This window comes from Acinetobacter sp. YH12063, from assembly GCF_013419715.1.
Lineage (GTDB): Bacteria > Pseudomonadota > Gammaproteobacteria > Pseudomonadales > Moraxellaceae > Acinetobacter > Acinetobacter amyesii.
On sequence record NZ_VOZO01000001.1, the window covers coordinates 377,811 to 392,629 of the forward strand.

Consider the following 14,819-nt stretch of genomic DNA (forward strand, 5'->3'; position numbering starts at 1 on the left):
TAACCCTATAAAGTGATGAAACATCACTAAAAATCCTGTTGTATGGTCATCACTTGATCACCACGTTTGACTTCAAGTTTCACCTGCCCTTCACGGCGGGCTTGTTCTAATAATTGCGCCTCAGATTGTCCTGCACCGACTGCCTGCCCATTTAAAGACATAATGCGGTCACCCGGTTGCAAACCCAATTTATTTCTCAAGGCAGCAGGTGTTCGATTTGAAATCTCAAACCCACCATTACCTGATGGATTCACCCCCATTTCCTGCATATATTGTTCACGATTTTCTGTCATGCGTTGTACGGCCTGACCAATCGCGGACTGCGTCGTGCCTTGCCCTGAATTTGCAGGATTAGCTGCATTTTGCATGCTGTTATTTTGCAAAGATCCGCCTGATGTTGCATTGGCTGTAGGGACAATCGGTTGATCTAATCCGTTTTCAATACCTTGGAACGCTAATTCACGCCGTGCACCATTACCCTGCGTTAAAATCACCTTATCCCAATAAACTTCAGCCAGTTGATATGATGAACCTTGAATGGTTTCTCCAACCAAGTAGCGATCTGAACTCTCATTGACCTTAATCACTGCCGACGAGTAGCGACTTGGCTGTCCAACCACCACACCTTGTAACACCATATTTAACTGCGCGTCAGCTGCTGAACTGCGGTTTTCCTGAAACAAGGCAAAAGAGCTAATATTAGGAACTTGCGTTTGCTGTGAACCCAATTCAACTCGGTCTAACTGCATGGCTTGTGGCGGTGCAATCAATAACCAAAATAAAGCGGCTAACTTCCAGCACAGGTACAAAATTATTAAAGCCAAGACCACAGGTGCAAGTCGATCTGTTTGCTTCCAATTGATCTCGCGGATTTTTTCGAAATAGTCAGCCATCAGTTCACCCCACTCAATAGAGGTTGACGCGAACTAATCACATACGTATCTAATCCTGCCTTACCTTCATAGGAAGCAACATTCATCAAAAAGCGCTGGGTTAATTGCACATCCAACATGAGGTCTGGCTCAAGTGATAAATTCATCATCTTTTGTTCGCGTTGATCTCGAACATCAATCGACAATTTGCCATTATCATCTTTTAATTGAGCTAACATGGCAGGCACATTCATTGACTCTTGACGCTGTGCAAAGCTAAAGGATAAATCCCCACCTGCCCACTGCATCTCGCCTAATGACTGACTAAATCCCTGTTGTGGCTTATATTTAAACTGCACATCTTTTAATTGAATGGCATTCGTTGGCCATTGCCAATCGGCAAAACTTTTTAAAGTTTCAGGGGCAATTTGACCCTCTAAGTTTTTGATGCTGATACTTTTGCCAAAACCATACCCCATAACACCTTGCAGTTTGGTATTGCCACTATGAATTTCAACATTTGCACCCAAGCGTAATAAAATCAAGTCCCACGGGCGTGTGTTCCAGTTTAACGAGCCTTTCAAATTTCCTCGTGTCCAATCTGCTTGCCCATGCCAAATATTGCCACTGACGTTATGTAGCATTTGGTTATTTTTATAAAACTTTGTAATGAGCCACGCTGCTGGCACTTGCAGCATAACGAAAATTAAAAAACTGATCGCAGCAAAAATGAGCCACCGAATATTATTAGTTTTATTGATCATCCCACCACAACCGATCCATCAATTTTTTTCCATCATTTAAACATTTTTCTTTATAGACACATTATGCATACTTTTTCTGCATAGCCAATTCAAAGAGATAAAAAAACCAGGCATTTGCCTGGTTTAATTATCCTGAACTCAGGATATGACGATTTCATGAATTGTTCTTAAATTAAGAAGTCTTCTAGTTTCGCGCCTTTTTCTAACTCAGCCACTAACCAACGTGGTTGTTTACCACGACCAGTCCACGTGTCATCTGCATTGGTTTTGCTACGGTAACGTGGCTCAACCGCTTTACGCGTTGATTTTTTACGTTTGCTTAAACCAAATTCAAGAATTTGTTCAACGCTTAAATCTAAATTTTCTGCAATTTCAACAATACGGTTATACGCATCTTCAATCGCTTGATCTTTTTTAGATGCAATCAGTGCTTCAGCTTCTACTTGAAGCTTCTTTAACTCTTCAACTGATAAATTACTAATATCAGGCATAATCTTTAACTCCGAAATTTCATTTTAATAATGCTTATGAAAACTCGCTCATAATATTATAATAAAATTTTTATTCAATAAATAATTTTCATTTTACTACAATATTTTAACACGACTCCTTAAAATATATAAAGTTAAATTGTATTTAAATATTATTTCCCACTGAATTTTCTAAGGCTTTTATTTTGGTTTTAATATTTTCCGGAATAGAGGTTTTTTGCAGGGTCATTTTATCCACGCACACAATAACCGCATCGCCTGTTGCAACGATTTTTTGTTGCTGTTCACTCCATAATATATAACCCATACGAAATGCACTATTTCTTAATTCTTCAACGCGCGTTGCCACTTTTAAAATATCAGGATAAACCACGGGGCTTAAATATTTACACTGGCTTGAAGCAACAACCGTAACCACAGACTGATTAAATATATCCAACTGATCTAAATAACCAATCCGCGCACTTTCCATATAACGATAATAATGCACGTTATTTACATGACCAAAAGCATCCATATCCCCCCAAGCTACGTGTTGAGTATGAATCAATGAATATTGAGCTAAATCTTTTTGCATATTATGTCCTTATATTCTAATTTCCATAAAATTAGCATTATTTTCAAATATTAAATTTAATTGTTTGGTCAAATATTCCTGCTGATTTAAAGCTGACTTGATACGTAAATAACTCATTAATACATCATCTGGATATAATTCTAATAATGCATCCGCCTCAGCTTGACGTGCTGTCGCTTGGTAAATATTCCATTTTGCAAAACTAAAAACAGGTAGTGCAGGATACTTTTCTTCCCAACGTTGAATCTGCTGTTCTACAGCCACATAGTCAGGGTTTTGCTTCAACATTTTTTGCTGGAACCACAAAAAGAACACTTCTTTGTTAAATTGCTGTTCAAGTAAATGAATAGCCAATTGCTCATGTTCCTGACTCATCTCTGGCATACGAGACAAGACTTTTAACCACAACACTTTGACCGCATATTTACGCTCTGTTATTTGATCTTGCAAATCCAAATAACGCTGCTTTAAATGCTGTAAGTCATCGACATCAGCTTGATCAAATGCAGATAATAATTGCTCCAACCAAGCTTGTTTTGTCAGCTCATCTAAATGTCCATAACGTGTCGAACGCAAATACAACCAAGGAAACTGCAACGCAAACATGCCCCATAGCGTGGTTAAACGCTGCTCATAGGCAGTGCTGACTTTTTGCAACCATGGCGATAATTCATGTTGATTCAAAAATTCGAGATGCGTTAAAGCCTTTTCACCCTCTTGTTGGGATAAATAAATTTCAATCCGTTGCAATTCTGCGAGTTCAAAAGCCATTGGATTGGTCTGAGTTAATGCATTTAATGCTGTTTCATATTGTTGCTGAATCCAATATAAACGCGCATCAATCACCCCTTTTAATAATCCAGACTCAGTAAAAGCTTGCTGAATAAAGTTTTTTTGATCTTGCGCAGCATTTAAAAGCCAAATGACAGCCAATTGTTCATAGGGATGCAGTTTATTAAAACTAAAGACTGTTTCAGATTTACGCTGCTCTCGACTTAAATAGCGTTTAACCGCATACCAAAGCATTTGCACGAACAAACTCAGTAGTGCCAGCAATAATGCTAAAAACCAAATATTGGATTGAACTTGCCATTCACGCCAGTATAAATAGACATAGCCTGCACCATGTCCAAAACTCAGCAAACTAATAATGGCAACAACCAATAAGCTAATAAATAAATAGGCCAATAAAATATGTTTCATAGTCGATTATCCTATGAGTGCCCGAGTATTTAATAGCGGTACAGAAATAACCGGAATGTCCTTTAATTGTTCTAGACGTTGGCGTATCGGTTTTAATGAAGCATCTGGCAATTGCTGCATAATTTGCATAATTTCAGTGATTTCTTGTTGAAATTGAGGATATTGTCCTTGATTTAAAACTTGCTGAGCCAAAATTAAACGTAACTGCATTTCTTTTAATACCAAGCTACGCTGCATTAATACGGGACTCGGTTGCTCGACCGATTCGACTTGAATCCATTTTTGCCAAAAAGAAAGACCCTTTTGCTGCTCTTTAGAACTATAGGGCTTTAATATTTCTTTTTCTAACAATTGATCGATCGATTGCAGGGTATTTTTCACTTTATCAGATTGCAACTGACGCTCTGTCACATATTGCTTTAAGGTCTCACGATCTTTTTGAATCACCTGATGCAAACTCATGCGAAGTGCAGGTGCCAAGCTCAACTGATCTAATTGTTGGTCTAATTGGTTTAATTTTTCCAAAGCGACAGCAAATTGTTGTTGCTGCATGGCAAATTCAACCAAATCAAGTTGCTGGCCCACAACCATCATTGGCTCAATGCTATGGGTTGCCTCAGCAGCAATCGAAGTATTCGATGTCGTTGCAGCCGACATCTCGGTCGCTGTGCCGCTCAACCGGCGTTTCAAAGCCACGACCTGATCATTCAAACCTGCATTGCGCTGTTGCAATAAAGTTTGTTGTTGCATCAGTTCGGTTTGTTGAGCATTGACTTGAAATAGGTCAAAACTGAGTTTAGCCAACCAAAGTACTGCGGCAATGACCACGACGACAAACAACTTCTTCATGTATTTCCCTGCACGACCTGCACATGCTGCAATATGTGTGTCGCGTTTAAATCTTCGAGTTGAATAATTTTAAAATCTTTGTTCAGTGTTATACGACTTTGCTCAAGTAGCTCGAACAACCTTACACCTAAAACTAAAAAATGTGCATGACTCAGCACTGATAAATGCGACTGAATCAAGTCAAGCCAATTGAGCCAACTGGCCTCACTGGTGATCAACATACAATACGGAGATGACAACTGATGTTCAGAAATGAGTGTTTTTACTTTTTGAGTGGTCTCTTCCGGTAGATGGCGTTCGTATAGCACAAAATTAAGAATCTGAATGCCACGTGCTAGCAACTGCTGCATCATAAATTGACGACCACCTTCACCGCGCCAAAATGCAACGCAAGCCCCGGCCTCCAATTGTTCTAAATGGCTTAAGGTGAGCATTCCCTCCGAGGTTTCCACCTGCGGTACGACACTGTGAATGCCATAATCAGCCAGTTTTGCTGCGGTTGCGTCACCAACTGCAACCCATTGAATATGTTCGAGCTGCTCAAGTGAAATGCCTGCCTTACGCAAACCTTGCATACCAAAGGTGACCGCAGAGGGGCTCACCACAACCAATACATCCGCAGCACTCAACTGGGCATAGCACACTGCCAATGCTTCTGACCATGCCCGCGGCTTAAGCTCAAGTAATGGAAGCTCAGCCACAGCAACACCCGCAGAGCGCAGCGTCAAGCTAAGCTGCGCTGCACGATCTGTCGGACGTGTATTGATAAAAAGCATGTATTAATACAGTGCCTTTAAAATTTCACCGGCACCTTGGGCTAACAAGTCTTGGGCCAATTTGACACCGAGCTGTTCAGCCTGTTCGGGAAGACCTACTTGCTGTGCTTTCAACAAGGTTTGACCGTCAACACTACCGACTCGACCTTCCAAATGAATCTGACCATTTTCTAAGGTTGCATAACCTGCAATCGGTACTTGGCAGCCACCTTCTAGATATGCATTAAAAGCACGTTCTGCACGTACACAAGAATTGGTCTCTGCATGCATTAAGGGCAAAATTAAATCCAATACAGCTTGATCTTGGCTACGACATTCTAGGCCCAATGCACCTTGTCCAACTGCAGGTAAACTCACAACAGGCTCAAGAGTATGACGAATACGCTCTGCTAAGCCCAAACGCTTCAGCCCTGCACTCGCCAAAATAATCGCATCATAGTTACCCGCATCGAGTTTAGATAAACGCGTACCCACATTGCCACGCAGATCAATAATTTCAAGGTCTGGACGTTGTTTTAAAATTTGGCATTTGCGGCGCAAGCTCGACGTCCCCACCTTCGCACCCTGGGGTAAATCATCAAAACTGTTATAAGTATTTGAAACGAAAGCATCTAATGGGTCTTCACGCTCACAAATCACGGCCAAGCTTAAACCTTCAGGCAAAGCCATTGGCACATCTTTCATCGAATGAACTGCCAAGTCTGCACGACCATCCAACAACGCCGCTTCTAATTCTTTTACAAATAATCCTTTTCCCCCAATTTTGGCTAAAGGGGTATCTAGAATCTTGTCACCTTGGGTCACAAAGGTCACCAACTCAACTTTCAAATTTGCATGAAGTGCTTCTAAGCGTGCACGAATATGTTCCGCCTGCCAAAGTGCAAGCGGGCTTTGTCGAGTTGCGATCTTAAGGATATTCATAAATTTTAAAATACAGTCTATAGGGCTATTATTCTAAACTTAACTTGCTCAGTTGAAAATGCAAGCTTAATTCGCAATGTGCTTTGACCCTTGCCCTATAATTTTTGTATTCGCTCACGTAAATTTGGTAAATGTCGACGGCTGACCGCCAAACGCTCTTCTAAATCTCGACAACGCACCTGATATTGCCCTGAGCTTACGACTTCCAAACCATCTAAAAAGCTCACAGACACCAAGGCATTGCGATGAATGCGTATAAAGCGATCACCAAATTCATGCTCTAAATCCTTCAGCGTTTCATCAATAAGTACATTGCCATTTTTATGCCGAACAGTGACATATTTCTGATCTGCAAGAAAATAATAAATATTTTCCACAGGGACCAGTTCTACACCACGATAAGTCTTTGCCGCAATTTGATGGCGGCTGATTTTAATTTCGTCCATATTTTCTTTTTGTTTTATCGTGCTCAATTGAGCTTGGGTTAATTTAGTTAAATGATCTAAAACCTGCTGCAATTCCTGTTGCATAACCGGTTTTAGTAAATATCCCTCTGCATTCGACTTAAATGCATCAAGTGCATGATGATCATATGCAGTACAAAAAATAATAGCGGGCATGGGGTCTAATTCACGCAACAATTTAGCGCAAGTCAGCCCATCCATTTCAGGCATTTGTATATCTAGTAAGATGACATCAGGCTCGAGGCTTTGAGCCAAGTCAATCGCTTGTTGACCATGTGAGGCTTTCGCAACCACTTGATGTCCAAGTTGAGTGACTAAACGTGACAATCGCTCTACTGCTAGAGGCTCATCATCACAGATCAGGATGTCCATTTCTCCTCCTTATCTCGTTAACGTCATTTATTTTTATTGGTCAACTGAGATTTCTATTTATATTGATATTGCACCACAGTCGTATACATTCCCTCGCCTGCGTAGGTTTGAAAAGTGACATGCTGACCATAATATGCCTCAAGTCGCTGTTTCACATTTTCGATGGCAATACCATTCCCCTGACGTAATTTAATTGTATCCTGTGTATAAGGATTTGTAATAACGATATTAATTTGATTTTGTAATATTTCAATCAATATATTTATCGTACTCTTTGTCAAAATCTTTTCGACTCCATGAAAAATACTATTTTCTAATAAAGGTTGTAAAGTTAATAGTGGAATTTGTACTTGAGCGTACTGTTCAATGTCGGCCAGTTTCCACTCCACATTGAGCCGATCGCCCAATCGCATTTGTTCGATGGCCAAATAACGCTGACACAAATCGATCTCATCTTTGAGACTCACCAGTTTCAATTCTTGAAAACTCGCACGGAACAATCGAGATAAATTCAGTAGCATTTGCTCCGCTTTATCTGGGTCAATCGCAATCAAGCTAATCACATTGTTTAAGCTATTAAATAAAAAATGTGGATGAATCCGAGCTTGCATAGCCTGAATGCGTGAGTTTAATTCACTATGATGTTGTCGACCCCACTGTTCTCTTAAATATAAATATCGAAAACAAAATGCCCCAAGTAATACCCCATAGCTCAGATTTAAAACCACACTAACAGTTAAAACATCTGCACTCAAACCAGCTAAACTGAAATTTTCACCAAAATAGATCAAAACATTTAAAATTAAGGTGGTGAATAACACCAAAGCTTGCAATAAAACAAACCCGCTAAACATGAGCATTTTCATGCTTAAACCACGCGTCTTGCTCTGCAAAAGCTCTGAAAATGCTGCAAATGCCAATAATATCCAGTTAATAAACAACACATGCTGCATGACACTGTAAACACTTAAGGCTTGCCACGATTGAGCTTGTGCCAAAGCCAAGACCAACGCCACAATATTGCCCGCAAGAAAAAGCTCCCACAAATAATGCCAACGGCCCATTTTTCTTGAAAATACAGAAATTGTCATAGGCCCAAACCTTGTCTAAAAGTTTGATCAACTTGCCCTTCGGCAACTGGGTTCGAATTTGCTATACTCTTGTTCAGTTCTATGCTTTTTATCTTATTGAGCCGACATGACCACATCTTCTAATTCCTCAAATCCGTCACAAGCCCAAACTTCAGGCATGTGGGGCGGTCGTTTTTCCGAAGCTACTGACGCTTTTGTTGCTGAATTTACAGCATCTGTACAGTTTGACCAACGCTTTTATAAACAAGATATTGCAGGTTCAATTGCACATGCAACCATGCTTGCAAAAGTTGGCGTTCTAACTGAACAAGAGCGTGACGATATTATTAATGGCTTAAACACCATTAAAGCAGAAATTGAAGCGGGTAACTTCGAATGGCGCATTGACCTAGAAGATGTGCACATGAATATTGAGTCACGCTTGACTCAACGTATCGGTATTACAGGTAAAAAACTACACACCGGTCGTAGTCGTAATGACCAAGTTGCAACCGATATCCGTCTGTATGTTCGCGACGAAATCGATGCGATTTTAGAATTATTGAAAAAATTACAAAAAGGCATCCTAGGCTTAGCGGCGAAAAATACCAATACCATCATGCCGGGCTTCACGCATTTACAAACTGCACAACCAGTGACTTTTGGTCACCATTTAATGGCATGGTTTGAAATGTTAGTACGTGATTCAGAGCGTTTAATTGACTGCCGTAAACGTACCAACCGTATGCCTTTAGGTTCTGCTGCACTTGCAGGAACAACTTACCCGATCGACCGCGCATTCACTGCAGAATTACTAGGTTTTGAAGCTGTCGCTGAAAACTCTTTAGACGCCGTATCTGACCGTGATTTTGGTATTGAATTCAATGCGGCAGCATCACTCATCATGATGCATTTATCACGCATGTCAGAAGAAATGATTCTTTGGACATCGGCTCAGTTCAAATTTGTGAACATTCCTGACCGTTTCTGCACTGGCTCTTCAATCATGCCGCAAAAGAAAAACCCAGACGTTCCTGAGTTGATCCGTGGTAAAACTGGTCGTGTATATGGTGACTTGATGAGCCTATTGACCCTAATGAAAGGTCAACCTTTGGCATACAACAAAGACAACCAAGAAGATAAAGAACCACTATTCGATGCAATTGATACTGTTCGTGGCTCACTCATGGCATTTGCCGATATGATCCCTGCACTAGTGCCAAACATTGACATCATGCGTGAAGCAGCGCTGCGTGGCTTCTCAACTGCAACTGACCTTGCCGACTACCTCGTTAAAAATGGCGTGGCATTCCGTGATGCACATGAGATTGTGGGTAAAGCAGTTGCTCTCGGTGTTCAAGAAGGCAAAGACCTTTCAGAATTAACCCTTGAGCAACTTCAACAGTTCTCTGACTTGATTCAGGCCGATGTCTTCGAAAAAGCTTTAACACTCGAAGCATCTGTCAATGCACGTAACCACATTGGTGGTACTGCACCTGCTCAAGTTGAAGCAGCAATTGAACGCGCGCATGCACGTTTAGAAAAACTTTACGCATAACTTTTTCAAGTTAAATGGAGTATTGATATGTCTCGACAAGTTTTTTGCCGTAAATATCAGGCTGAAATGGAAGGTTTAGACTTTGCACCATTCCCGGGTGCAAAGGGACAAGAATTGTTTGATACGGTATCTAAACAAGCTTGGCAAGAATGGCTAAAACACCAAACTACGTTGATCAATGAAAAACGTTTAAACGTGTTTGAAGCTGACGCGAAAAAGTTCCTTGAAGAGCAACGTGAAAAATTCTTCAGCAATGATGAATCTTTAGAAAAAGCCGAAGGCCTAAAGCCTGAGTAAAACTTAAAGCGTTGCTTTAAGTTTTACTCAAGACAAGTGAAGCGCGTAGCTTCAAATGTCATGAAGGAGTCCAATGGGACTCCTTTTTTGTACTCAGGAGCACTGCTCCGCCACGCCGCAAAACAAGCAGCTATGCTGTGCGTAGGCTTTAATTGAAAAGAATCTCCAATCTTGGAAATTCTTTTTTGCTACTCTACAAATGATGCAAGACAAGCGAAGCGCGTAGTTTCAAATGTCATGAAGGAGTCCAATGGGACTCCTTTTTTGTACTCAGGAGCACTGCTCCGCCACGCTGCAACACAAGCAGCTATGCTGCGCGTGGGCTTTAATTGAAAAGAATCTCCAATTTTGGGGATTTTTTTTATTGCTCTAAAAATTAAGCAGTACAAGCGAAGTGCGTAACCTCAAATTTCAAAAATAAAGTCTGAAATGGCTCTTTTTTTGTGCTTCGGAGCACTGCTATTTTCGCAAAACAAAGATGACGTCTGTGTAAGCTTTCATTGGGAAATGATCTTCATCATTGCTGAAATATCTTTTATCCATTGATCAATTTTATTTAAACTTAAATAGATGAATCTATTATTTAAATAATGTTAATTGTATTTTTATCATCACATATATCGATTTTTATCGTTTAAATCCAAACAAAACCTACCAAAGTTACTGGCCAATTTGTATCAAAAATTCTTAATGTAAATTTGTGATACATTTCTCAATAAAACACAACATTACACTACAAGAAACTCCATGTATTTCTAAATCTGCTTTCCTATAATAGCAATCAAGGAGATGGAAACATCTTCCATAATAGCGATAAGTAACCCCGATTTTCCTTCCCAGATTTCCCCCAAAATCTGGGAATTTTTTTATCCAAAATTTGCGCCAACGTCTCACATTTAACGTCAAGCTCTAATCAAATGAAGCGCTGTTCAAACTAGTCAAACCCTCAATTTTTTTAAAAGCTCGGCAATAAAAAAGCCCCGATAACGGAGCTTTTCATAACTTACTTTTAAATCAAGGTTGTTTTAAATACGGCCATGCGGCTTTCAAATATATAAACATCGACCATAACGTTAAAACAACAGCTGTATAGAGCAATCCATAGGCCAACATTTCTAGGGGCTGCCAATTCAGCAAGAACACTGAAATCGCAATCATCTGAAATGCTGTTTTATATTTACCAACGGTTGAAACCGCAACACTGGTACGTGCGCCTAATTCAGCCATCCACTCACGTAGCGCAGACACCGTGATTTCACGTGAAATAATCACAATCGCTGCAAAGGCCATCGAAATGGTTGGTTGCCATTGCACCAAGACGATCAAGGCTGTTGCGACCATCAGTTTATCTGCAACAGGATCGAGAAAACGTCCAAATGCTGAAGTCTGATTTAAACTTCTCGCAAGATAGCCATCAAACCAGTCAGTGACAGCTGCGATCACAAAAATAGCGGTCAGCAATATATGACGTGACATGCTTGCAGCATGCTCACCCACGCCCATTGCAGGTGGCCAATACGCCACCAACAAAAACACAGGAATTAAAGCAATTCGTGCCAATGTTAAAATATTAGGAATATTCAGGATTCGACCTGTTGTCATAGACACCCCAGTTTTCCCCTCATGCACGATGAAAATGCAGAATAATTTGAGGATTTATCCATCGTTAGTTGCACTCACTTTATACGAAATGCCCCTCAGTGTCACTAGGCAAACACCGTAACAGTCTGTCGCGCAATCGCTATCAACTGGTTATTTTCATCCCATAAATGAGCATATTCTGTAGCGTATCCATCCGCTGCATAATCGGTAAATACTTTATATTTAAACCAATTATGTAAGTTTGATTGCAAGGGATGTACATAGGTCAATGTCCACGTTAAAGAACTAGCAGGTGCCATGGTTTTGTACATAGGCAGTACACCGGGCGGCCACATATCCATCGAGACCATTAGGTCAGCAACAGTCATCTTACGGTTATCATGACGTTCTGGGTTAAAACGCATCCAACCACTAAAGTCAGGCTTTTGACTTGCTGTACATGGATACTGCCCATCTACCCAGACCAAATCCATTTGCTGAAAGCACTGGGGTGCAAGTGGATGATGTTCGGCAATCTTTAAGCTGCTCACTTCAGGAAAATTGGGTGCTTGACGCTCCTGATTGACGGCAATGCTTGATTCACGTGGAACACCAAAGCTCGCCAATAAAATGCTTTGTACGGCATCATCTTGCCAAAGTCGAACTTCAATGGTGGTGACGGATTTGCCCTGTCTTAAAATTTCAGCACTTAAACGCACGGGCGCCAATTGTACTGGGCCTACAAATGTCACACTACAGCTGAGTAAACGTCGCTGCGGATCGGCAATGGTGGCAACGGCTTTGTGCATCATCATGCCAGCCACTAAGCCGCCATAGATCGTACGTCCTTGCAACCATCCTTCTGGAATCTCAACCCATTCATTGTGTTCAATATGTTGATACAACTGTGCGAGTGACATCATCATCCCTGATCATATTTTTGATTTTTATATCATTGTATAAAAATCAAATGATGTGAATGATCAGTGACTCATGCGTCAATGAGCATTTTGGCAAATTCAGACTTGATGCGTCATCGATTGGGGCTAGTTCACTCTATTCATGCAGAATTTTATAAATGGTACGTGCCATCACATCGCCTAAGCCCGGCACTAGTTTTAAATCATTTTCAGAAGCTTTGAGTACCCCCTGAATGCCACCAAAATGGGTCAACAGATCCCGACGACGTTTTGGCCCTAAGCCCGGAATCACCTCAAGTACCGATGAGCCGCGCTTTTTATCTCGTTTCGCTCGGTGTTTGGTAATGGCAAATCGGTGGGCTTCATCACGAACCTGTTGAATCAAATGCAGGGCTTTATGGTCTTCGGGCAATTGAATTTTTTCACCATCGGTAAAGTGCAAAGTTTCCAAACCTGGTTTACGCCCCTCACCTTTGGACACCCCGACCATAAAGGCGTCAAGCTCGAGTTCTTGCATGACTTCCATCGCCATGTGTAATTGACCTTTACCCCCGTCAATTAATAGCAAATCGGGCAGCATATGCTTTTTATAGCGGCGGGTCAGCGCTTGACGCATGGCAGCATAATCATCGCCTTCGGTGATGTCATTGATGGAAAATTGGCGATAGTCGCGCTTTCTTGCACCTCCAGCATCAAAGACCACACAAGACGCGATGGTTGCCTCGCCCATGGTATGAGAAATATCAAAACACTCAATACTGTCAATTGGTCGCCCTACCACTTGTTCTAACTGATGAAAACGTTCATTCAATTCAAAATGATCAGCCAGTCTACCTTTAATCGCATGCTGCACATTCATTTGTGCAAGCTCTTGCCATTCGGCACGAGTTTCTCGCACTTTATGTTTGATTTGAATTTTTTTATCAAAGTGCTGATGTAGTGCATCTTCCATGTCTTTGCGATCTGGAATATCGACATTGATGATGAGTTCAGTTGGAATCTCATCTGCAACTTGAAAGTAGAAATTGGCAATGAAGTCCGAGAGCATTTGACCTAGATCATCACCCTGCATATCAGGGAAATAACTCTTTCCGCCGAGCATTTTACCATTGCGCACATGCATAATCTGCACACAGGTCACACCGGCTTGATAAGCAATGGCAATGATATCGGCCTCACCTTTGACTTTATAAATCGCTTGCTGAGTTTGCACATCACGCAGCAGCGCCATACGATCACGATAAAACACCGCCTTTTCAAACTCCAAAGCTTCGGCAGCAGCTTCCATTTTTCCAATTAACTCTTGATTGAGCTCTTTGGTGTCGCCTTGCAAGAACCGAATCGAGTTATTAACATCTTCTTTATAGTCTTCGGGTGAGATCAAACCCACACAAGGCGCGGAACAACGTTTAATTTGGTATTGCAAGCATGGTCGTTTGCGCTGCGAAAAATAGCTATTTTCACACTGACGCACATTAAACAATTTTTGCAGCACCACCAAAGTATCACGCGCGTTATAAGCACTCGGATATGGCCCAAAAAACTTACCCGCCTGATGCTTCGCTTTGCCTCGCCCAGCAGCAATTCGTGGATAGGGTTTATCGGCTGAAATAAAGATATAAACATAAGATTTATCGTCCCGCAGCATGATGTTATACGGCGGACGATGGAGCTTAATCAGGTTTTGTTCGAGCAATAAGGCTTCTGTTTCAGAACGCACCACCAAGCTTTCAATATCATAAATACGTGCGACCAAGGCTTGCGTCTTGGGATGCTCAATGGTTTTGACAAAATAACTCGACACACGATTTTTTAAATTCTTTGCTTTACCCACATACAGCAACTCACCGTCTTTACCCAACATGCGGTAAACACCGGGTAGAGTCGTCATATTGGCAAGAATTTTTTCAATATGTTCGCGTGCGTTTTCGTTCACTTTTGCCTTGTTCCGTCTTCGATATTGCTCTTTGACATGATGTGATGCTTTTACCTGCATTTTCAAGCAATCCAGCAAATTTATTGTTGCTCATAACAATGATCTGATTGCTAAAAGCTATTAATGCAAAATTCTAAATTTGCTATGCTCAAAACATCCCGCTTTAGG

At 41.1% G+C, this 14,819-nt stretch carries 14 protein-coding genes and 1 pseudogene; 2 read left to right on the forward strand and 13 right to left on the reverse strand.

Annotated features, from left to right (window positions below):
• Positions 1–26: 26 nt before the first annotated feature.
• From FTU12_RS01765 to FTU12_RS01810, 10 genes and pseudogenes are all read right to left on the reverse strand, one after another.
• Positions 27–893, reverse strand: a complete 867-nt coding sequence (locus FTU12_RS01765) for a type II secretion system protein N (RefSeq protein WP_180113621.1) — start codon at positions 891–893, stop codon at positions 27–29.
• Positions 893–1,636: a type II secretion system protein N gene (gspN, locus tag FTU12_RS01770; protein WP_180012120.1), complete on the reverse strand. Its 744-nt coding sequence runs from the start codon at positions 1,634–1,636 to the stop codon at positions 893–895. Before gspN ends, FTU12_RS01765 begins: the two co-directional genes overlap by 1 nt.
• Before the next feature lie 167 nt (positions 1,637–1,803).
• Positions 1,804–2,130: an H-NS family nucleoid-associated regulatory protein gene (locus FTU12_RS01775; RefSeq protein ID WP_180007248.1), complete on the reverse strand. Its 327-nt coding sequence runs from the start codon at positions 2,128–2,130 to the stop codon at positions 1,804–1,806.
• A 142-nt stretch (positions 2,131–2,272) separates the two neighbouring features.
• On the reverse strand, positions 2,273–2,704 hold the full coding sequence (locus FTU12_RS01780) for a thioesterase family protein (RefSeq protein WP_180007027.1): 432 nt from the start codon (positions 2,702–2,704) through the stop codon (positions 2,273–2,275).
• A 9-nt stretch (positions 2,705–2,713) separates the two neighbouring features.
• Positions 2,714–3,907, reverse strand: coding sequence for a heme biosynthesis protein HemY (locus tag FTU12_RS01785; RefSeq protein ID WP_180113622.1), 1,194 nt, complete (start codon positions 3,905–3,907; stop codon positions 2,714–2,716).
• Between the two features lie 6 nt (positions 3,908–3,913).
• Positions 3,914–4,756: a hypothetical protein gene (locus FTU12_RS01790; RefSeq protein WP_180113623.1), complete on the reverse strand. Its 843-nt coding sequence runs from the start codon at positions 4,754–4,756 to the stop codon at positions 3,914–3,916.
• Positions 4,753–5,532: a uroporphyrinogen-III synthase gene (locus tag FTU12_RS01795; protein WP_180012126.1), complete on the reverse strand. Its 780-nt coding sequence runs from the start codon at positions 5,530–5,532 to the stop codon at positions 4,753–4,755. The genes FTU12_RS01790 and FTU12_RS01795 overlap by 4 nt, the downstream gene beginning before the upstream one ends.
• A 3-nt stretch (positions 5,533–5,535) precedes the next feature.
• Positions 5,536–6,453, reverse strand: coding sequence for a hydroxymethylbilane synthase (hemC, locus tag FTU12_RS01800; protein ID WP_218950642.1), 918 nt, complete (start codon positions 6,451–6,453; stop codon positions 5,536–5,538).
• A gap of 95 nt (positions 6,454–6,548) precedes the next feature.
• On the reverse strand, positions 6,549–7,289 hold the full coding sequence (locus FTU12_RS01805; RefSeq protein WP_180012128.1) for a LytTR family DNA-binding domain-containing protein: 741 nt from the start codon (positions 7,287–7,289) through the stop codon (positions 6,549–6,551).
• 53 nt (positions 7,290–7,342) lie between these two features.
• Positions 7,343–8,496: pseudogene (locus tag FTU12_RS01810) on the reverse strand (sensor histidine kinase).
• Between FTU12_RS01810 and argH the strand changes: the two are divergent.
• Positions 8,487–9,917, forward strand: coding sequence for an argininosuccinate lyase (argH, locus tag FTU12_RS01815; RefSeq protein WP_171319324.1), 1,431 nt, complete (start codon positions 8,487–8,489; stop codon positions 9,915–9,917). The pseudogene FTU12_RS01810 and the gene argH sit on opposite strands and share 10 nt — an antisense overlap.
• 27 nt (positions 9,918–9,944) lie before the next feature.
• Entirely contained in the window at positions 9,945–10,214 is a 270-nt protein-coding gene (locus FTU12_RS01820) for an oxidative damage protection protein (RefSeq protein WP_078190466.1), read from the forward strand.
• Between the two features lie 1,014 nt (positions 10,215–11,228).
• Here the strand turns inward: FTU12_RS01820 and pgsA are convergent.
• The 3 genes from pgsA to uvrC form a co-directional block, all read right to left on the reverse strand.
• A complete protein-coding gene (gene pgsA / locus FTU12_RS01825) occupies positions 11,229–11,816 on the reverse strand; it encodes a CDP-diacylglycerol--glycerol-3-phosphate 3-phosphatidyltransferase (RefSeq protein WP_078190467.1) in 588 nt (195 codons plus the stop codon).
• Positions 11,817–11,920: 104 nt separating this feature from the next.
• Positions 11,921–12,715, reverse strand: a complete 795-nt coding sequence (locus tag FTU12_RS01830) for a thioesterase family protein (protein WP_180113709.1) — start codon at positions 12,713–12,715, stop codon at positions 11,921–11,923.
• A 136-nt stretch (positions 12,716–12,851) separates the two neighbouring features.
• Positions 12,852–14,651: an excinuclease ABC subunit UvrC gene (uvrC, locus tag FTU12_RS01835; RefSeq protein WP_180113710.1), complete on the reverse strand. Its 1,800-nt coding sequence runs from the start codon at positions 14,649–14,651 to the stop codon at positions 12,852–12,854.
• Positions 14,652–14,819 lie beyond the last annotated feature (168 nt).